At 66.8% G+C, this 19,948-nt stretch carries 18 protein-coding genes; 8 read left to right on the forward strand and 10 right to left on the reverse strand.

Annotation, left to right across the window (positions count from 1 at the left end; genetic code table 11):
- The first annotated feature begins 132 nt into the window (after positions 1–132).
- The 3 genes from B0E47_RS02705 to B0E47_RS02715 are packed head-to-tail and all read left to right on the forward strand — an operon-like array spanning position 133 to position 2,296.
- Entirely contained in the window at positions 133–1,002 is an 870-nt protein-coding gene (locus B0E47_RS02705) for a ParB/RepB/Spo0J family partition protein (protein WP_174566942.1), read from the forward strand.
- An 18-nt stretch (positions 1,003–1,020) separates the two neighbouring features.
- Positions 1,021–1,566 (forward strand): sigma-70 family RNA polymerase sigma factor, encoded by a 546-nt coding sequence (locus B0E47_RS02710; RefSeq protein WP_077512270.1) that lies wholly within the window; start codon positions 1,021–1,023, stop codon positions 1,564–1,566.
- A complete protein-coding gene (locus tag B0E47_RS02715; protein ID WP_077512272.1) occupies positions 1,553–2,296 on the forward strand; it encodes a DUF3379 family protein in 744 nt (247 codons plus the stop codon). The genes B0E47_RS02710 and B0E47_RS02715 overlap by 14 nt, the downstream gene beginning before the upstream one ends.
- Before the next feature lie 319 nt (positions 2,297–2,615).
- Here the strand turns inward: B0E47_RS02715 and B0E47_RS02720 are convergent, their stop codons facing one another.
- Genes B0E47_RS02720 through B0E47_RS02735 form a run of 4 tightly spaced genes read right to left on the reverse strand, consistent with a single transcriptional unit; the run spans position 2,616 to position 5,054 of the window.
- Positions 2,616–3,110 (reverse strand): DoxX family protein, encoded by a 495-nt coding sequence (locus B0E47_RS02720; protein WP_077512274.1) that lies wholly within the window; start codon positions 3,108–3,110, stop codon positions 2,616–2,618.
- Between the two features lie 16 nt (positions 3,111–3,126).
- The gene (locus tag B0E47_RS02725; RefSeq protein WP_077512276.1) at positions 3,127–3,903 is read right to left on the reverse strand and encodes a DNA-binding domain-containing protein; all 777 of its coding nucleotides are present in this window, start codon (positions 3,901–3,903) and stop codon (positions 3,127–3,129) included.
- Positions 3,878–4,744, reverse strand: coding sequence for a DUF692 domain-containing protein (locus B0E47_RS02730; RefSeq protein WP_077512278.1), 867 nt, complete (start codon positions 4,742–4,744; stop codon positions 3,878–3,880). The genes B0E47_RS02725 and B0E47_RS02730 overlap by 26 nt, the downstream gene beginning before the upstream one ends.
- A 4-nt stretch (positions 4,745–4,748) precedes the next feature.
- Complete coding sequence (locus tag B0E47_RS02735) at positions 4,749–5,054, reverse strand: DUF2282 domain-containing protein (protein WP_077512280.1); 306 nt, start codon at positions 5,052–5,054, stop codon at positions 4,749–4,751.
- 142 nt (positions 5,055–5,196) lie between these two features.
- On the opposite strand from B0E47_RS02735, the gene B0E47_RS02740 reads away from it, so the two are divergent.
- Both B0E47_RS02740 and B0E47_RS02745 read left to right on the forward strand, forming a co-directional pair.
- Complete coding sequence (locus tag B0E47_RS02740) at positions 5,197–5,913, forward strand: glycosyltransferase (RefSeq protein ID WP_077512282.1); 717 nt, start codon at positions 5,197–5,199, stop codon at positions 5,911–5,913.
- 64 nt (positions 5,914–5,977) lie between these two features.
- Complete coding sequence (locus B0E47_RS02745) at positions 5,978–6,346, forward strand: DUF488 family protein (protein WP_077512423.1); 369 nt, start codon at positions 5,978–5,980, stop codon at positions 6,344–6,346.
- Positions 6,347–6,352: 6 nt separating this feature from the next.
- Here B0E47_RS02745 and B0E47_RS02750 read toward each other — a convergent pair whose 3' ends face one another.
- The gene (locus B0E47_RS02750) at positions 6,353–7,300 is read right to left on the reverse strand and encodes a patatin-like phospholipase family protein (protein ID WP_077512284.1); all 948 of its coding nucleotides are present in this window, start codon (positions 7,298–7,300) and stop codon (positions 6,353–6,355) included.
- A gap of 211 nt (positions 7,301–7,511) precedes the next feature.
- Here B0E47_RS02750 and B0E47_RS02755 point away from each other — a divergent pair, with 211 nt between their 5' ends.
- Positions 7,512–9,284: an SLC13 family permease gene (locus tag B0E47_RS02755; protein WP_077512286.1), complete on the forward strand. Its 1,773-nt coding sequence runs from the start codon at positions 7,512–7,514 to the stop codon at positions 9,282–9,284.
- Between the two features lie 430 nt (positions 9,285–9,714).
- Here the strand turns inward: B0E47_RS02755 and B0E47_RS02760 are convergent, their stop codons facing one another.
- The gene (locus B0E47_RS02760; protein WP_077512288.1) at positions 9,715–10,686 is read right to left on the reverse strand and encodes a YafY family protein; all 972 of its coding nucleotides are present in this window, start codon (positions 10,684–10,686) and stop codon (positions 9,715–9,717) included.
- A 160-nt stretch (positions 10,687–10,846) separates the two neighbouring features.
- Here B0E47_RS02760 and B0E47_RS02765 point away from each other — a divergent pair, with 160 nt between their 5' ends.
- Positions 10,847–11,668, forward strand: coding sequence for a DUF481 domain-containing protein (locus tag B0E47_RS02765; protein ID WP_077512290.1), 822 nt, complete (start codon positions 10,847–10,849; stop codon positions 11,666–11,668).
- 183 nt (positions 11,669–11,851) lie between these two features.
- Here the strand turns inward: B0E47_RS02765 and hemC are convergent, their stop codons facing one another.
- Positions 11,852–12,766, reverse strand: coding sequence for a hydroxymethylbilane synthase (gene hemC / locus B0E47_RS02770; protein WP_077512292.1), 915 nt, complete (start codon positions 12,764–12,766; stop codon positions 11,852–11,854).
- A gap of 137 nt (positions 12,767–12,903) precedes the next feature.
- Between hemC and B0E47_RS02775 the strand changes: the two genes are divergently transcribed.
- Positions 12,904–13,659 carry a Bax inhibitor-1/YccA family protein gene (locus tag B0E47_RS02775; protein WP_077512425.1) on the forward strand — a complete coding sequence of 252 codons (756 nt, stop codon included), beginning with the start codon at positions 12,904–12,906 and terminating at the stop codon, positions 13,657–13,659.
- A 176-nt stretch (positions 13,660–13,835) separates the two neighbouring features.
- On the opposite strand, the gene B0E47_RS02780 is transcribed toward B0E47_RS02775, so the two are convergent.
- The 3 genes from B0E47_RS02780 to B0E47_RS02790 form a co-directional block, all read right to left on the reverse strand.
- The gene (locus B0E47_RS02780) at positions 13,836–16,892 is read right to left on the reverse strand and encodes an efflux RND transporter permease subunit (RefSeq protein ID WP_077512294.1); all 3,057 of its coding nucleotides are present in this window, start codon (positions 16,890–16,892) and stop codon (positions 13,836–13,838) included.
- A 185-nt stretch (positions 16,893–17,077) separates the two neighbouring features.
- Positions 17,078–18,253: an efflux RND transporter periplasmic adaptor subunit gene (locus B0E47_RS02785; protein ID WP_077512296.1), complete on the reverse strand. Its 1,176-nt coding sequence runs from the start codon at positions 18,251–18,253 to the stop codon at positions 17,078–17,080.
- 125 nt (positions 18,254–18,378) lie between these two features.
- A complete protein-coding gene (locus tag B0E47_RS02790; RefSeq protein WP_254422776.1) occupies positions 18,379–19,893 on the reverse strand; it encodes an efflux transporter outer membrane subunit in 1,515 nt (504 codons plus the stop codon).
- Between the last annotated feature and the right edge of the window lie 55 nt (positions 19,894–19,948).

Raw genomic sequence — 19,948 nt, forward strand, 5'->3', positions numbered from 1 at the left:
CCGGGTCTGTTTGCCCACATGCCGGCGTCATCATTCGGTCGTGGACGGACGTCCACCCCCTCACTCTTCCTTGGCCCGCGCGCAAACAGCTTCCGGCGCAGGGTGCTTGGAAACCATGAACAGGCTCTAGACATGGCAGCTGCGAAGAAACGTGGATTGGGACGCGGGCTGGATGCCCTGCTCGGCGGCGACGGCGACGCCGCACCGTCAGCACTGACCCGGGACGGCGAGCTGCGCAGCCTGCCGATCCAGCAGATCCAGCCCGGCAAGTACCAGCCGCGGCGGCACTGGAACGACGAGGCGCTGGACGAGCTGGCCGCCTCGATCAGGGCGCAGGGCCTGATCCAGCCGGTGGTGGTGCGCGAGATCGGCAAGCACCGCTACGAGCTGATCGCCGGCGAACGCCGCTGGCGCGCGGCGCAGCGCGCGCAGCTGGCCGAGATTCCGGCGCTGATCAAGCAGGTGTCCGAAGAAGCCGTGCCGGCGATGGCGCTGATCGAGAACATCCAGCGCCAGGACCTCACCCCGCTGGAGGAAGCCGATGCGCTGAAGCGGCTGATCGACGACTTCGAGCTCACCCACCAGCAGGCCGCCGACGCGGTCGGCCGCTCGCGTGCCTCCGTGTCGAACATGCTGCGGCTCACCGAACTGCCGGACTCGATCAAGAAGTTGCTCGACGAGGGCAAGCTGGAGATGGGCCATGCGCGTTGCCTGCTGACCCTGGAGGAGGCAATCGCCGTGCCGCTGGCGCGCCAGGCCGTCACCCTGGGCTGGTCGGTGCGCGAACTGGAGCAAGCCGCGCGCCGCGCGCAAACCGCGCCGAAGGGCAAGGCGAAGCATGCGCCGCCGCGCGATCCGAACATCACCGACCTGGAACGCGAACTGGCCGAACGCTTCGCCACCCGGGTCGAGCTGGCACCGGGCAAGGGCGGTCGCGGCAGGCTGGTGATCCACTACCACAGCCACGACGAACTCGACGGTATCCTGCAAAAGATGCGCTGATGCCCCGGGGGATGAAAGATGAAAGGCTTCGGCCCGGTCTCCTTGGTGGTGAATCCCCGACAACGACAATTCGAGGCGTTGACGCGCGCCCATGCCGGCGACCTGTATCGCTTCGCCTACTGGCTGTGCGGGCACGAGGCGCTGGCACAGGATCTGGTGCAGGAGACCATGCTGCGCGCCTGGAAAAGCCTCGATGCATTGCGCGAAGCCGAGGCCGCCAAGCCGTGGCTGCTGACCATCCTGCGGCGCGAGCATGCGCGTCATCACGAGCGCAAGCAGCTGGACACGGTCGAATTGAACGAGGGCATCACCGACGATGCCGCCTGGGCCAGCCCCGAGCGACACGGTGATGCTGCCGAACTGCGGGAAGCCATGTCGAAACTGCCACACAAATATCGCGAGCCGCTGCTGCTGCAGGTGCTGGCCGGGATGAGCTGCGACGAGATCGCCGATGAACTCGGCCAACAACCCGGCGCGGTGATGACCCAGCTGTTCCGGGCACGCCAGCAATTGAAATCCATCCTGCAGGGCGGACGCCCGGAGGTGCAGCATGGACTGTCTTGAGTTCCGTCGCCGGCTCGCCGCCGAACCGCTGTCGCACGATCCCGCGTTGCACGCCCATCGCGGCGAATGCGCTGCCTGCGCGGCGGCATGGGAGCGCGCGCAACAGGCCGAGCACGAGTTGCTTGACGCGCTGGCGGTACCGGTGCCGGCCGGGCTGACCGAGCGCATCCTGCTGGCCCAGGCCACCGGCGAACGTCGGCAGCACATGAGCCGGCGCCGCTTCGCGCTGGCGCTGGCCGCCTCGTTGCTGGTCGCCGTCGCTGGTGGCGAGTTGCTCTGGCGCCAGCACGATGCTCATACGTTGCCGGCGCTGGCAGTGGCGCACATGCCCGACGAGATCCACAGCCTTGAGCTGACCCGGCCGATCGACGCACAAGCCATCGCCGCCGGCTTCGCAGTGCGTGGACTGCATCTGCGTGGTCCGTTGCCGGACAATGTCACCTATGTGCACGATTGTTCGGTCGGACCGTACCGCACGGTGCACCTGGTCAGTCGTGTCGACGGCACCTCGGTGGCAGTGCTGTACGTGCCCGGCAAGCGCGCGGCTGCCATGCAGGATTTCCATCGGGGCGACTGGCACGGACGGGTCGTGCCGCTGCAGTCCGGCACCCTGGTGATGCTGACCGACCACGTCGGCCAGCGCTCGTTCGACCGTGTCGCGGACACCGTGGCGCAGGACTGGCAGGTGGCCATCGATGGCCTCGGCGAAGCCCGCGTCGGCCAGTTGTAGGCGGGCCGACGCGCTTCAACCAGAGGGAATGGCGATCAAGCATCGAGGATCATCGAGCCGTCATCCCCGCCCGCTCTTCGTAGGAGCCTGCTTGCAGGCGATGCTCTTCTCACGGGAATCGGGAATCGGGAATTGCGGGAATTGCAAGAGCAAAAGCATCGCCCGCGAGCGGGCTCTTACGGGTGGGTTGCTCGTGAGCGGTGCGGATTGAAACACGCTGGAGATTTATTCAGGACGGCTGTGCGCGTTCGCGGGAATGACGGGGGGGTCGCTTGGCTGCTCGCTCGAAACATCTCGACTTATTGAACGCAAATGGGTATCAGGCGGCCTGGCCGCGACGGCGCAGCCACCACCCAACCACGCCATCCAGCGAGAGCGGGCCGGGTCCGAACGCCACCAGGGCCAGGAACATCAGTCCCCAGGCTTTGTGATCGTCGAAGTCGCTGCCGATCAGGCCGGTCCAGAAACCGTTCGGCCACAGATCCGGATACGACACCACGGCGATGATGTTGTAGACGAACAGCATCGCCGCGACGACGCGCGTGCCCAGGCCGAAGATCAGGAACCACGGCGTGATCAGTTCGACCCAGGTGCCGAGCGTCGCCGCCAGCTGCGGTGCCAGCAGCGGAACGTGGTATTCGCTGGTGAACAGCGCCAGCGTGCCGGAGGGATCGGCCAGCTTGACCACGCCGGCACGCCAGAACGCCACCGCCACCAGCAGGCGAAACAGCAGCAGCACCAGCGGTTGCAGGTGGCGCAATGCGGCGGTCAGATCCTGCCAGTAACCCGGCGTCGTCGAGACGGAAGTATTCATGTGTCTTGCCCTGCAGTCAGTGGTCGGAAACGTGGTGGATCAGCGCCCGCGTCAACAGCGGACCGAGCAGTGCGTCGAGCGGTGCGTCGGGGTCGAGCGTGTGGGCCGCTTCCACGGCAGCGGATACGCGCTTGCCCTGTTTCAACGCAGTGACCAGGGCGACGATGGCCGGAATGCACGCCTGCATCGCCACCTGGCCATCCTCGCGCCACAACAACACGCCCTGCGCGCCGCCGTCGAGATCCACGGCCAGCGTCTGCGGTGATTCGCAGTGACGCCACAGGTCGAGCAGTGGGAAGGGGGCAGCGATCGCGCGCACACAAGGCAGCAGATGCAGCAACGGATCGTCGCCGGCCGCGAGCAGGGCGGCTTGCAGCGCAACCGCATCCAACGCGCGGGCGTCGGCGGCGAGAATCGTGCATTGGCGCAGCCAGTCAAGTCGCGCCAGCTCGCCGAGCCAACGCATGCCGGAGAGTTCCGCTTGCGTCTCGAGATAGTCGGCGAAGTCGTCACCAAGGTTCTGCAGGTTGCCGCTGCGGCTGCCATGCCAGGCGGCGTAGCGGGTGGCCCAGCCGTCGAAGCAGTCGACGCCGAGCATGCGTTCGACCGCGGGAAAGCTGGTGACCAGCGAAGCCACCTGGGTGGCCAGGATCGCGTTGCGGTAGATCTGCAATCGCGCGGCCGGTTCGATCCCGCGCATGCCGATCCACGGCAGCAGCGCGGGCGCGGCGCCGTCGATCATGGCGCGGGCGAAGCCCGCCTGCAGCTCAGACAGGCTCGGCGGCGCAGGCATGCAGATGCTCCGTGGCGATGCGTGCCTCGTCTTCGAGGATCTCGAAGGCAGGCAGTTGCTGATCCCATTCGATCAGGGTCGGCTTCGCGCCCACCCGTTCGATCGCGTGTGCATACAGGCGCCACACCGCGGGATCGACGCGATGGTCGTGGCTGTCGATCAGCAGCGGTCCGCCCAGGCCTTCCTGGCGGCTGAAGCCGGCCAGGTGGATCTCGCCGACCGCGGCGGGGTCGATGCTGTCGAGGTAACGCACGGCGTCGATGCCGTGGTTGATGCTGTTGACATAGACGTTGTTGACGTCGAGCAGCAGGCCGCAGCCGCTGCGCCGGGCCAGTTCACCGAGGAACTCCCACTCGGGCATCGTCGAATGGATGTAATGGATGTAACTGGAGACATTTTCCAGCAGCACCTGCCGCTGCAAGGTGTGCTGCAGCTCGTCGATGTGCTCGACCATCAGCGCCAGCGCCTCCTCGGTATACGGCAGCGGCAACAGGTCGTTGAAATGGCGCCCGCCGATGGCGCCCCAGCACACGTGCTCGGATACCAGCGCCGGTGCCGCCCGTGCGATCACTTCGCGCAGTCGCCGCAGATGCGCCGGATCGAGCGCGTCGGCACTGCCCAGTGACAGCCCCACGCCGTGCAGACTGACCGGATAGTCGCGGCGCACCTGTTCGAACACATCCCACATCGGGCCGCCGGCGCAGAACAGGTTTTCGCTGTGCAGTTCGAAGAACGGCACGGCCGGGCGCTGCTCCAGCACCCGCTCGATATGCGCTGGCCGCAACCCGATCCCGACGCCGGTCGGGATCGGCTGCGCACGCCGAAGGCGTGTCGACGGCATCGAATCAGCTCTTGTCCATCGCATCGTGATGCATCATCGCGCCGGCGGTGAGCGAGCCCCCGGCCAGTTTCTCGCAAAGTCCGGTCGGCACCTCGACGAACGAGGCCGGATCGCGCGCCTTGGACGACTGCCCGGCGCAGGAATGCGAGCCGGCCTTGCAGTCGTTCTTGTGCGCGGCGTTGACGCCATAGCATTTCTGCGTGCTGCTGGCGGCCATCTTGTCGGCGGCATGGGCGTTGCTGGCGGCGCCGATCGCGCCGGCGGCAAGCAGGCTGAGCAGGGTGGAGCTGATGATGGTCTTGGCTTGCATGGGTCTCTCCCGTGGATGCCGGACGATTCCGGCTGCACAAGGAGACCCGCCCGCCGCGAATTTCATTACAGGCCCCACGCCATTTCGCGCGCGGGCGGCGCATGGGCGATAATCCCGCCCTGACCGTTCCGGGAATGGATCCATGCCCCAGCTTGCCGTCGTCGTTCCCGTGTTCAACGAGCGCGACAATATTCCGCCCCTGCTCGCCGAGATCGCCGCCGCGCTGCGCGGCCGGGTCGACTATGAGGTGATCTACGTCGACGACGATTCCAGCGACGACAGCCGTGCCGTGCTCGCCGCCGAGAAGCCGAGCCATCCGGAATTGCGCGTGCTGCACCACCTGACCCGCAGCGGGCAGAGCACGGCGGTGTGGAATGGCGTGCGCGCAGCGGGTTCGCCGTGGATCGCCACCCTCGATGGCGACGGCCAGAACGATCCGGCCGACATCCCGAAACTGCTCGCCGCGCGCGATGCGGCGGCGGCCGAGGTCCGCCTGTTCGCCGGCTGGCGCACCACCCGCCGCGACAGCTTCAACAAGCGGATCTCCTCGAAGATCGCCAATGCCGTGCGCTCGCGCATGCTCAGGGACGCCACGCCCGATACCGGCTGCGGCCTGAAGCTGTTCGAGCGTGAGGTATTCCTGCGCCTGCCCTATTTCGATCACATGCACCGCTACCTGCCGGCGCTGGTCAAGCGCGCGGGCTTCCAGAGCACCAGCGTGCCGGTGGGCCATCGTCCGCGCACCGCCGGGGTTTCCAAATACGGCATGCTGGATCGGCTGTGGGTGGGGCTGGCCGACCTGCGCGGCGTGGCCTGGCTGATGCGCCGCGGCAAGGTGACCCGGGTCGAGGAGCTTTGATCCTGCGTCACGCCGCACCGATCCGGTGGTCGTATGCTGGAAAGGTTTCCTGCAGGAGAACGCCATGAGCATCGCGGTCAAACGCGCCTACGACGAGCCGGCGAAGGACGACGGCTATCGCGTCCTGGTGGAACGGCTGTGGCCGCGCGGCATGAAGAAGGAAGCCGTGCCGCTGGACCAGTGGGCGAAGGAGCTGGCGCCGTCCACCGCATTGCGCAAGTGGTTCGGCCATGATCCGGCGCGCTGGGATGGTTTCCGCCACCGCTACGCCGGCGAGCTGGACGGTCTGGTCGAGCACTGGCAGCCACTGGCCGAGCGCTCGGCGCGGCACAAAGTCACCTTGATCTACAGCGCCCGCGACGAGGAACACAACAGCGCCCTCGTGTTGCGCGACTACCTGCAGAACTGGCTGCGCACGCACGGCCCGCGGTGAACGCACTCAGGAGCGCAGCGGCGCACCCGAGCGTGGCCATGCGGCCAGCGCCTTGCGCGCCTGCACGCGTCCGCGTTCGATCAATTCGCGGGCGCGATAGAACTCGTAGACCGTGGCGATGTTGCGCGGCAACTCGATCAGCAGATCCGGCTCGTAGGCGGCCAGGCGCAGCCGCGCCAGGTTTGCCTGCATCAGGTCCATCGCCTGGTTGAGCGTATCCAGCGTGCCCGGTTCGCGCGGCTGATCCTCGCCATGCGGAATCAGCCGGCCGATGAATTCGCCGATCCGGTGCCTATAGCTGGTTTCGTCCACCGGCTCACGTTCGATCGTCGCCGGCGCGGCGATGGTCTCGGCCGGACCGTCCACGCTGATGGCCAGCAGGTAATCGGCCTCGACGCCGATCAGCGGCGTGACCGGCACCGGGTTGAGCAGGGCGCCGTCGACCATCCGATGCCCCTTGATGTGATGCGGCCGGAACACGGTGGGCACCGCGATCGAGGCGCGGATGGCGTCGAACAGGCTGCCGCGCCTGAGCCAGACCTCGCGCTCGCGGTCGAGGTCGGTGGCCACGGCAGTGAAGGCCATTGGCAGTTCCTCGATCAGGGTGTCGCCGATCAGGCCACGCAGGGTGCCGATGATGCGTTCGCCCTTGATCAGCCCGCCGCCGGAAAAGGTCCAGTCGACCATCCGCAACACGTCCAGGCGTGCCAGTGCGCAGACCCAGTCGCGATAGACATCGAGCTTGCCCATCGCATGGATGCCGCCGATCAGCGCGCCCATCGAACTGCCGGCGATTGCCACGATGCGGAAGCCCTGGGCCTCGATCTCCTCGATCACGCCGATATGCGCCAGACCCTTGGCCCCGCCGGCGCCCAGCGCCAGCGCCACCGTGGGTTTGTCGGCATCGTCCGATGCAGGCGAAGTTCCTGCGCCGGGGTTTTCTTCCTGTGTCATGCAATGACTCCGCTCACCGGCGCGTGCAACGGGCCGGCGGGCCCTTGGAAACCGGGGAAATGCGACCCGGACAGACACCGATCAATACAGCTCGCGCGCCGCCGGTTAGGATGGGCCTCGACACGAGCCACGGCAAGCCCGGAGCATGCATGCGCCATCACGATGACCCGATGATTTCGCACGGCCATGCGGCCGCACGGATGGCGCGCGCATGACCTGGCAGGCCTGGGCCACCGTGGCGGTGATCGCCACCGCAATGGCGCTGTTTGCCAGCGAAAAGGTGCGGATCGACCTGGTCGCGCTGATCACGCTGGCGGTGCTGGTGATCCTGGGCATCGTCAGCCCGGTCGAAGCCCTGTCCGGATTCAGCAACGAGGCCACCGTCACGGTGGCGGCGATGTTCGCGTTGAGCCTGGGCATCGAGCGCTCCGGTGTGCTGGAGCCGCTGAGCCGGCTGCTTATGAAGATCCGCCAGCCGTGGCTGCTGACCCTGGCGGTGATGCTGGTGATCGCGCCGCTGGGTGCCTTCATCAAGAACATTGCGCTGGTGGCGACCTTCCTGCCGCTGGCGCTGCGTGTGTGCCAGCGCAGTCATACCTCGCCGGCACGAGTGCTGATGCCGATGGCCTACGCCGCGCAGATGGGCGGCGTGTGCACCCTGATCGGCACCTCCTCCAACCTGCTCGCCGACAGTCTGGCGCAGAAGCAGGGGCTGCTGCCGATCGGCGTGTTCGAGATGACAAAGCTGGGCGCGCTGCTCGGCGTGGCCGGCATCGTCTACCTGATGCTGGTGGGGCGCTGGCTGCTGCCGAAACATATCGATGCGCAGCAGCCGGAAGAACTCGACATCGGCAAATACGTGACCGAGCTGGAGCTCACCGCGGAGTCGCCGCTGATCGGCAAGATGATCGCCGACGCGAAACTGGGCGAGAAATTCGGCGTGTACCCGCTGGAACTGCTGCGCGGCGAACGGCGCATGTGGTCGCCGCGCTCGCAGCAGCTTGCCGTCGGCGACGTGCTGCTGGTGCGTGGCGACTGGGACAAGATCGAGGAGTTTCGCCGCGACACCAGGCTGCGCAGCGCGCCGGAACGGCACTATGTGCAGGGTGACGGGAAGCCGCGCGTGCTGGCCGAACTGATCGTGGCGCCGGCCAGCCCGATCGAGGGGCGGCGCTTCACCGAATCGGGCATCGGATGGCGCTACAACGCCACCTTGCTGGCGATCCATCGTCGCGGCGTGGTGCTGCGCGACAAGCTCAGCGACGTCAGCCTGGCGGTCGGCGACGTGCTGATGATGCTGGTCGACGAAGACCGCATGCAGCAGCTGCGCGCCGAGGAATCCTTCATCGTGCTGTCCGAGCGCCAGGATGCGCGGCGCATGCCGCGCAAGGCCTTCGTCGCGGTGGCGATCATGGCCGCGGTGGTGCTGCTTTCCGGCCTGCACTGGTTACCGATCCCGATCGCGGCGATCTGCGGTGCCACTGCGATGGCGCTGACCGGATGCTTCGGCCGCAAGGATGTCTACGAAGGCATCGACTGGAAGATCATCATCCTGCTCGGTGCGATCCTGCCGCTGGGCATCGCGATCGAGAAAACCGGCCTGTCGAACGAGGTGGTGCAGCTCGGCATGGGCCTGGTCGGCGACCATGGCCCGCTGGCGGCGCTGCTGATGATCTACCTGCTGACCGCCCTGCTCACCGAGCTGATGGGACACAACCCGTCGGTGGTGCTGATGGTCGGCATCGCGGTGTCGGTGGCGCATGCGGTGCATGCCGATCCACGTCCGTTCGTGATCGCGGTGGCGTTTGCCGCGGCGACCTCGTTCGCCACCCCGGTCGGTTACCCCACCAACACCATGGTCTATTACGCCGGCGGCTACCGCTTCACCGACTTCATGAAGGTCGGCATTCCGTTGATCCTGATGTTCTGCGGCTTGTCGATGTGGCTGATCCCCCTGTTCTGGCCGTTTCACCCGCCCCAATAAGGCAACGCGCTCTTCGCGTTTGCTCCCTCTCCCTGCGGGAGAGGGTTGGGGAGAGGGTTCCGCACCAATAAGGCAACGCGCTCCTCGCGTTTGCTCCCTCTCCCTGCGGGAGAGGGTTGGGGAGAGGGTTCACGGATCCAACGCTGCTTACCCTGAGAACCAAGCCCAGATAAACCTCCCCGCGAGTCGCCCCGGACAGCCAGAGTCCGACCGCGGTTACGGGATACCAAACTCAGGGGCGAGGTCAAAGCGCGGCTTCGATCACCTTCATGGCGAGCACCCGCCCCCTCACCTTTCCGCAAGGGGATTTCCTTCGGTCACAATCCTCTCCCCTGGGGGAGAGGATGCGAACGTGCCGTGCGGGAGTCGTTGCTTCGTGCTCCAGGGCGTAGGAAACACTGCGGAGCCGATGGAGATCCATCTTCTGCTGTCAGGCATAGCCAGACAGCGCCAGCTGCAGCAAAATCTTCATCTCCTCGCGCAACGGCAGCGGCGCGATCACCTCGGCGTCGGGGCCGTACTTGAGCACGTCCATCAGCAACTCTTTCGAATTGGAATACGGCACTTTCAACTCGTAGCGCCCATCGCTCAGCCACTCGCCCTTCTGCTGCGAATGCCAGTGTTCGTCGGAGACCCAGCGCGCGGCGTGGGCGGAAAAACGGATCGTGGCCCAGGCCTTGGGCTTGCCCGCGAAGATGCCGTAGCTGGAGGCGAGCAGCTCGTTGAGATCGGCGTCGGCGACATCCCGCGCGACGGCATCCAGCGACTGCGCCTCGGCGATGCGGTCGACCGCGAAACTGCGCAGGGCCTCGCGGTCGTGATCCCACACGTCGAGATACCAGTTGTCGCGATAGTGGGTCAGCCGCTGCGGCGAGACGGTGCGCCGGCTGTCGGCGTTGGTGGTGCGCGCGCGGTAGCGAAAGCGCAGCTGGCGGCGCTCCAGCACCGCACCGGCGACGATGCGGAACACCTGCTGGTCGAGCTTGCGCTCGCCCCACGGGATCACCCGGATCCGCTCCAGCGGCAGCGCCTTGCCGCTGTCGTGATGCGACAGCAGGCCTTCGATGCGCGCCTTGAACGGCGCCAGGGCACCGGCCAGCACGCCCGGGCCGGAGCGGCTGATCAGTTCGTTGAGGGCCAGCAGCGAGGCCAGCTCGTCCGAGGTCAGCCACAGGCCGGGCAGCTCGAACTTCTCGCCTTCACCCAGTTCATAGCGGAACGCTGCCTGGTCGATGCCGGCGCTCTCGATCGGCGCGCCCAACGCGTCGCGCAGGAAGGCCACGTCGCGATAAAGCGTGGCGCGCGAGCATTCCAGTTCGCCCAGCAGGCGCGACAGCGGCACCGGATAGTGCGCCGACTTCAGCAGGCGATGCAGGCTCAGTATCCGTTCGTAGCGATCCATCAGGCGTCTCGGGCGGTGGCGGGAGGTCGCCGACTAGCATGGCGGCGGGCCGTGGTGGCCGCAAGGCGACACCCGCCTGCAACCGGGGCCATTCATTGCAAGTTCAAGCGATGTCGCTAAGGTAGCCGCTCACCAATCTTTAACAACTGGACAACCCGAAATGAACAAGACCCTGATTGCCGGCCTGCTGCTGGCCGGCCTCGCCAGTTTCGCCGCTCATGCCCAGGATGCTTCGACCGACGCTTCGGCGACCACCGGCAACAGTGGCGGCTGGAGCGGCTCGGGCGAATTCGGCTTCGCTTCGGCCACCGGCAACACCCGTTCGCAGAATATCGACGCCAAGCTCGGCCTGAAGCAGGAAAACGACCAGTGGAAGAACGCGTTCTTCCTCGACGTGCTGCGCACCAAGGCCGAACAGAAGCTGGTCGATACCAATGGCAACACGATCGAGCAGTTCAACACCACGGCCAACCGCTACGACGGCGGTGCCTCGGTCGGCCTGAAGCTGGACACGCGCAGCTATATCGTCGGCGCGGCCCGCTATGAGCACGACCAGTTCGGCGCCAACCTGTGGCAGGGCACGGTGTCGCTGGGCTACGGCTATATCGCCTTGAAGGATGAGCGCAACGAGCTGTCGTTCGAAATCGGTCCCGGCTACAAGCGCTACCGTCCGGCCGACGCCCAGCTGCTGGTGAACGGCGTGCTGGTACCGCAGCAGCAGCCGACCCAGGGCGAAGTGGTGGCCCGCGGCCTGATCAACTACAAGTTCAAGATCACCGACAACACCTCGTTCGAGGACACCTTCCTGACGGAAGCGGGCTCGAAGAACACCTACATGCAGAACGACGCAGGCCTGGCCGTCAGCATGACCAGGAAGCTGGCATTGAAGGTCGGCTTCCAGGTGCGCCACAACAGCAGCGTGCAGCCGGGCATCAAGAAGACGGACACGCTGACGACGACGAATCTGGTTTACAGCTTCTAAGGTCGGGATTCGGGATTCGGGATTCGGGATTGGCGTCGAAGCGCCACGCTCCTGGCCCCTCTCCCTTTGGGAGAGGGGTTGGGGTGAGGGTTCGGGCGGAGCGCGGAGCAGCGCGCTTGCCGCGAAGTTCGCGTTAGTACCTCACCGGTCGCAGCACTGTCCGTCAGGTGTTGCGTCGCCAACCTACTGCAACCACTGCGCCGCGCCCTGATCCAGCAACGCCTTGGCGACCTGCTGGCCCAGTGCGATCGCCTGGTCGGCGGGGGCGCTGGCTTCGGCGCGCAGCAGACGGCCGCTGGCGGCGTCGCCGACCAGGCCGCGCAGGTGCAGGCCGTGTTCACCCAGCACGCACCAGGCGCCGACCGGCACCGTGCAGCTGCCGCCCAGGGCCCGGTTCATCGCGCGCTCGGCGCTTACCGCGAGCCGGGTATCGGTGTCGTCCAGGGCGGCGAGCAGGGCCAGTGTCGTGGGCTGGCTGTCGCGTGCCTCGATCACGATCGCCGCCTGTCCGGGTGCCGGCAGCCAGTCCGGCGCGGCCAGCCGCGACGCGATGCGCCCGGCCAGTCCCAGCCGTTCCAGACCGGCGCAGGCCAGCACGATGGCGTCGTAATCGCCGGCGTCGAGCTTGCCCAGCCGGGTACCGACGTTGCCGCGCAGGTCGCGCAACTGTAGATCCGGCCGCAGCGCGCGCAGCTGCGCCTGACGGCGCAACGATGATGTACCCACCCGCGCGCCCTGCGGCAGCGCGGCGAGGTTCGCGTGGTGGTTGCTGACGAAGGCGTCGGCGGCATCGGCACGCGGCAGGATCGCCGGCAGCGTGAAGCCGGGTTCCAGCTCGGCGGGCACGTCCTTCAGCGAATGCACCGCCAGTTCCGCGCGGCCCTCCAGCATCGCCACTTCCAATTCCTTCAGGAACAGCCCCTTGCCGCCGATCGTGGCCAGCGGCTGGTCGAGGATCTCGTCGCCACGGGTGCTCAACGGCACCAGGGCCACGTTCAACCCGGGGTGTGCGGCGCGCAACAGCGCGGCGACGTGCTCGGCCTGCCACAGCGCAAGCGCGCTCTTGCGGGTGGCGATACGCAGGATGGAAGGGCTCATCGGAACTCCGCGGCATTCGGCAAGGTCGTATTGTCGCGTAGTTGACCGTGCCGGTGCAGCGTGGCGTATGGACACGGTGGCTGTCGCCACTGGCGCGCTCAGGCTACGATGTGTCGGCAAACCTCACGGAGTTCATCATGCAAAGCGGCAACCCGGCTCTCAACAAGAACACGTTCCTCGACGCCGCCAGCGGTGCGGTGGTGTCGCATGGCGACCAGGTGATGACGCTCAACGGCACGGTCAACAAGACCGGCCTGCTGCTGCTGCTGGTGGTGGTCGGCGCGGCATTCAGCTGGGGCCAGTTCCACGGTCCGGCCAGCCTCCCCGCGATGGGCCCGTTGATGATCGGCGGCGCCATCGGTGGCCTGGTGCTGGCGATGGTCACGATCTTCAAGAAGACCTGGGCACCGGTCACCGCGCCGTTGTATGCGCTGGTCGAGGGTGTCTTCATCGGCGCGCTGTCGGCGATCTTCGAGATGCGCTACCCGGGTATCGTGATGCAGGGGGTGGGCCTCACCTTCGGTGTGATGGCGGCCCTGCTGCTGGCCTATCGCAGCGGGCTGATCCGCGCCACCGAGAAATTCAAGCTCGGCGTGGTCGCCGCCACCGGCGGCGTGATGCTGCTGTACCTGGCCAATTTCGTGATGGGCTTCTTCGGCCATTCGATGGGCTTCATCAACGGCGCCAGCGGCATCGGCATCGCCTTCAGCGCGGTGGTAGTGGTGATCGCCGCGCTCAACCTGATCCTCGACTTCGACATGATCGAGCAGGGCGTCAACGCGCGCGCACCGAAGTACATGGAATGGTACGGCGCCTTCGCGCTGGTGGTCACCCTGGTCTGGCTGTACCTGGAACTGCTGCGCCTGCTGTCGAAGCTGCAATCGCGCAACTGAGGCAGGCCGACAGGCAGCAAAAAGGCGCGGGTGACCGCGCCTTTTTCTTTGGTGGAAGGGTGGAGAAGAGCGAAGTGCGATTCCTGCCTTCGCAGGAATGACGAGAAGAGGAGCCGTCATTCCTGCGAAGGCAGGAATCGCACTTGGCCCTGCAGAAACATCAGGACGGTGTCCGGTCACGCCACCGTCAGGGAGGCCTCCTCGCCCGGCCGGCCACCATGGTGGTCGGCGGCCAGCAGCATGTAGAACGCCGGCACCACGAACAGGGTGAACACGGTGCCGATGGCCAGGCCGGTGGAGATCACCAGGCCCATGTTGAAGCGGCCTGCGGCACCGGCGCCGGCCGCGATCACCAGCGGCATCACGCCGAGCACCATCGCCGACGTCGTCATCAGGATCGGGCGCAGGCGCACCGCCGCGGCGTGTTCGATCGCCTCGCGCTTGGTCATGCCCTGCATCTGCGAGTGGTTGGCGAACTCGACAATCAGGATGCCGTGCTTGCTGATCAGGCCCATCAGGGTGACCAGGCCCACCTCGGTATAGATGTTGAGGCTGGTGAACAGGTTGACGAAGATCAGCGCGCCGAACAATGCCAGCGGCACCGAGACCAGGATCACGATCGGGTCGCGCAGGCTGTTGAACTGCGCCGCCAGCGCCAGGAACACGATGATCACCGCGAACAGCAGGGTGGTGCCGAAGCCGCCGGATTCCTTCACGAACTGGCGCGACTGGCCGGAGTAGTCCACGTTGTAGCCGCTCGGCGCGACCTGATGCACCAGGTCGCGCAGATAGGCCAGTGCATCGCCCTGCGACATGCCGGACACGCCGGAGATCGTCGCCGAGTTCAGCTGCTGGAAGCGGTTCAGCGACTGCGGCACCACCTGGTGGGTGATCTTCGCCACGGTGGAGGCCTGGATCACCGAGCCGTCGGGTACGCGCAGGTAGTAGTCCAGCACCTGGTCGGGGTTGAGCCGGTCCACCTGCAGCACCTGCGGAATCACCCGGTACGAGCGGCCGGAGATCGAGAAGTAATTGACGTAGCCGCCGCCCAGCGCCGAGCCCAGCGCGGCGCCCACGTCCTGCTGGGTCAGCCCGAGGCTGGTGATCATGTCGCGATCCAGGTTCACCGTGGCCTGCGGTTTGTCGACCTTGAGATCGGAGTCGATGAAGTAGAACTTGCCGCTGGCCTGCGCCTTCTGCAGCACCTGCGTGGCGACTTCGTTGAGGTTCGCGAACGGCTCGGTGGTGGTGATCACCACCTGGATCGGCAGGCCCTGCGCGCCGGGCAGCGGCGGGAACTGGAACGCCGCCACCCTGGCGCCGGCGATGCCGTTCCATTTCTGCTGCAACTCCTGCTGCAGCTCGTGCGCGTTGTGGCTGCGCTGGCCCCACGGCTTGAACAGCACGCCACCGATGCCCTGGTTGACCGTGGGCACGCCGGTGAGCTGGAACATCTGTTCGTACTCCGGCAACTGCCGGGCCAGGTCGAACATCTGCGTCGCATACACATTCATCTGCTGCGCGGTGGCGTTCGGCGCGCCGACGATCTGGCCCACCACCACGCCCTGGTCCTCCTCCGGCGCCAGTTCCGACTTCGAGGTGATCCCGAGCGCCACCGTGGCCAGCAGCAACAGCCCGGCCATCACGATCACCACCACCCAGGTCGACAGCACGTTGTGCAGCACGCGCTGGTAGCCGTGGTGCACGCGATCGAACTGGCGATCGATGAACTGCACGAAGCGCCCGCTCTCCTGCTCGTTGCGGAAAAACCGCGAGGCCAGCATCGGCGACAAGGTCAGCGCGACGATCGCCGACACGGTCACCGCGCCGGCGAGGGTGAACGCGAACTCGGTGAACAGCGCGCCGGTCAGGCCCTTCTGGAAACCGATCGGCACGTACACCGCGATCAGCACCGTGGTCATCGCCAGGATCGGGCCGCCCAGTTCGCGCGCGGCCATCAGCGCGGCCTGCAGCGGCGTCTTGCCTTCCTCCTTCATGTGGCGGTCGACGTTCTCGACCACGATGATCGCGTCGTCCACCACCAGGCCGATCGCCAGCACCAGCGCCAGCAGGGTCAGCAGGTTGATCGAGTAGCCGAGCACCAGCATCACGAAAAACGCGCCGATCAGCGCCAGCGGCATCGCGAGGACCGGGATGATCACCGCGCGCAGGGTGCCCAGGAACAGGAAGATCACCAAGGTGACGATCAGCAGCGCCTCGACCAGGGTCTTGACCACTTCGCTGATCGAGCTGTTCACGAACTCGGTGCCGTCGTAGACGATCTTGCCGGTCAGGCCATTCGGCAACTGCTGCTGGATCTCCGGGAAGGCATCGCGCACGCGTTTTGCCACGTCGAGCACATTCGCATCCGGCGCCACCTTGATGCCGATGAACACCGAACGCTTGCCGCTGAAGGCCACGTTGAAGTCGTAGCTGTCCGAGCCCAGCGTGACGTTGGCCACGTCCTGCAGGCGCACGATCGCGCCATTGGCCTGCTTGACCGCCAACTGCTTGAACTCGTCGACCGTGTGCAGGCTGCTGTCGGTGGTCAGGTCCACCGTCACCGCCTGGCCCTTGCTGGAACCGACCGCGGCCAGGTAATTGTTGGCCGCCAGTGCCGTGTTCACGTCGCTGGCGGTGACGCCGTGCGCGGCCATCTTCGCCGGGTCCAGCCAGGCGCGCAGCGCGAAGTTGCGTGCGCCGAGCAGCTCGGCGGTCTGCACGCCCTCGATCGCATCGAGCTTGGGCTTGACCACCCGCGCCAGGTAGTCGGTGATGTTGTTGGTCGGCAGCACGTCGCTGTAGAAGCCGAGGTACATCGCATCGATGGTTTCGCCGGTCTGTACGTTCAGCACCGGCTGCTGCGCCTGCGGCGGCAGCTGGTTCTTCACCGAATTCACCTGGGTGGTGATCTCGGTCAGCGCACGGTTCGCGTCGTAGTTGAGGCGCAGCGTCGCGGTGATGGTCGATACGCCCGAGACGCTGCTGGAAGACAGGTAATCGATGCCCTGCGCCTGCGAGATTGCCTGCTCCAGCGGTTGCGTGATGAAACCGGCCATGGTCTGCGCGTCGGCGCCGTAATAGGCGGTGGTGACGGTGACGGTGGCGTTCTCGGTCTTCGGGTACTGGCGCACCGTGAGGCTGGTGACGGCTTTCAGGCCGAGCACCAGGATCAGCAGGCTGACGACGATCGCCAGCACCGGCTTGTTGATGAACAGGTCGGTGAACTTCATGACGTTCGCTCAGAGCAAGTGAAACTTTGACCGCCGTAGCGAGAGCGTCGCCCGGCGTTCGTGGCAAGGTGCGTTGTGGGCACTACGGCGAGTTGGTGAACGTGTGACTCGGATTTGCACGCGGCGCGCCGCCGGCACGGGCGTCGGACGACGTTCGCAGTAGGTGGGCAATTTTTCATTTGCTCTCAATGTTCCTGCGGCGTGGGGTGCGCGCTGTCGGCCGGCTGCACGCTGTTGTCGATCGCGATCGGCGCACCGTTCTTCAGCTTGATCTGGCCGCTGGTCACCACCTGGGTGCCGGCCTCGATGCCCTTGAGGATCGCCACCTGGTCGCCCCGCGTTTCACCGACCGTGACAAAGGTCTGCTGCACGGTAGGCGGCTGCGCATGGCCCTGGTCGTCCTTGCCCTTGGACGGTTGCACCACGTACACCGTGTCGCCGTAAGGGTTGTAGACGATCGCCGCCTGCGGCAGGGTCAGCTGTTGCTGCTGGCTGCCGACGTCGACCTCGAGCTTGGCGAACATGCCCGGGGTCAGCGCCTTGTCGCGGTTCGGCACGGTCGCCTCCACCTGCACGTTGCGGGTGCCGGCGTCGACCTTGGGGCTGATCGCGCTGAGCTTGCCGTCGAACTGGCGCCCGGCGTAGGCGTCCAGGGCGAGCTTCACCGACTGGCCGGCTTGCAGCCGGCCGAGTTCGCTTTGCGGCACGTAGAAATCGACCAGCAGCGGATCCAGCTGCTGCAACGTCACCACCGTGGTACCGGCACTGACATAGTCGCCGGGGCTGATGGTGATGATGCCGGCGCGGCCGGCGAACGGCGCGCGCAGCTGCTTCTTCGACACCACCACCTGCTGCTGTGCCACGGCGGCCTTCTTCGCCTTGAGGTCGGCGGCGGCGCCGTCGTAATCGGCCTGGCTGATCGCCTGCGCCGCGAGCTGCTTGCGCGCCCGCTCGAAGGTCAGTTGCGACAGCTGCGCCGCCGCCTGGAGTTGCTGCAACTGGGCCACCGCATCGTCATCGCGCAACTGCAGCAGCAGCTGGCCCTGCTTCACGTCCTGGCCGGATTTCAGGTTGATCGCGGTGACCAGGCCGGCGGCGTCCATCGCCAGGTCCGCGCCATTCGCCGCGCGCAGCGTGCCGACCGCGCGCAGCGAAGGCTGCCACGGCTGTTCGCGGGCACTGGTGGTGCTCACCGTGAACGGTGCCGGCTTGGGCATGCCGTGGATCATGCGCACGACCAGCAGCACCTTGATGCCGACGATCACGGCGATCAGCAGCAAGACGCCGCCGATCATCCAGAACATGCGTTTGGTGGTGCTGGGCCTGGTGGTACCGGGCTTGTTGTCGACGCGCGTGGGCATGCGCGGGCTCCTCGTCAGTGTTTGCGATCGTTCGTGATCGCGAAGATCAAAAGCGTTGTTTGTGCAATCGATCCGTGATCGTGAAATTCAAAGAGCGTGCATCCTGTCCGCACACCCGATAAAAGCTACGGATTCTGTTTGGCGACCTGTTGGCGGCTGTCGTCCTGCCAGCCGCCGCCAAGCGCGGCGTACAGCGCTGCGGTATCGGCCAGCCGGGCGGCGCGCGCCTGGATCAGCGCGATGCGCGCCTGCTGGTAGCTGCGCTCGGCGTCGAGCAGGTTGAGATAGCCGGTGGCGCCGACCTGGTATTGCTGGCGGGTCAGCCCAAGCTGCTGCGATGCCGCGCTTTCCGCGCCGGCCTGTGCGGCCAGCCCCTGCGCGTCGTACTCGAGCGCCTGCAAGGCATCGGCGACGTTCTGGAAGGCGACCAGCACGGTCTGCTGCCAGTCCGCCAGCGCCTTGTCCAGGCCGGCGCGGGCGGCGCGCTTCTTGTGCAGCAGCTCGCCGCCGTGGAACAGCGGCTGGGTCAGGCCCAGGCCCAGCGACCAGGCGCCGCTGCCGGCGGAAAACAGATCGCTGGCATGCAGCGCCTGCGAACCGGCACTCCCGGACAGCGAGATCTGCGGCAGCATCGCCGCCGTGGCCACGCCGACCTGGGCGGTGGCGGCGTGCAACTGGGCCGAAGCGGCGCGGATGTCCGGGCGCTGCTCGACCAGGCTCGACGGCAGGCTCACCGGAATGTCCCGCGGTAGGGTGATCGCGTCGAGCCGCAATGGCGACAACTCCAGCTGCGCCGGCGTGCTGCCGAGATAGGTGGCCAGCTGGTTGCGGGTGGCGGCGAGTCGCGCGCGCAGCGGCGGCAGGCTGGCCTCGGTGCTGGCCAGCTGGGTGCGCACGGCGAGCGTGTCGGACAGCGATTTCGCGCCGATCTGCTGCTGCTGTTCGGCGATGTGCAGGCTCTTGCGCTGGCTGTCCAGGATCTCCCCGGTGGCGCGCAGCTGTTCACGCAGCGAGGCTTCCTGCAGCGACGCGGTGACCACGTTGGCGGCCAGGGTCAGGTAGGTCGCGTCGGTCTGCGCGCGCTGCACATCCGCCAGCGCCGCCTGCGCCTCGATCCCGCGCCGGGTGCCACCGAACAGGTCGATGCCGTAGCTGACGCTGACCGAGGCGTTGTAGACGGTCAACGGCGCAAAGGTGAACGCGCCGCCGAAGGCCGCGCCGGACTGCTTCTGGCGGGTGACGCCGGCGCTTGCATCCACCGACGGGAAATTGACCGCGCCGGCGGCACGGGCATCTTCCTGCGCCTGGCGCAGCGCCGCCTGCGCCGAGGCGATCGAGGGGCTGTGGCGCAGCGCCGTGTCCACCCGGCGGGTCAGTTCCGCATTGTCGAACGTGGTCCACCAGCGCGCGGGCACATCGTGGCCCTGCATGAAGCGCTGCGCGTCACCGTCCCCGGCGTTCGCGGCAGCGGTGGCGGATGGCAACGGTTGCGCCGTGTAACGCTGCACCGCCGGCGCGTCGGGACGATGGTAATCGGGGCCGACGACACAACCGGCCAGGGCAAGGCCGGCCAGCAGCACCAGCACGCGCACGGCGCTCTGGCGCAGGATCGGTGCGGGGAGGGACAGGTCGCTGGGCAAGGGGAGTGGCCTGAAGGGGAGAGCCGGGCCGGGACAATAGCAGACTGATAAGTTC

This window comes from Rhodanobacter sp. B05 (genome assembly GCF_002001085.1).
Lineage (GTDB): Bacteria > Pseudomonadota > Gammaproteobacteria > Xanthomonadales > Rhodanobacteraceae > Rhodanobacter.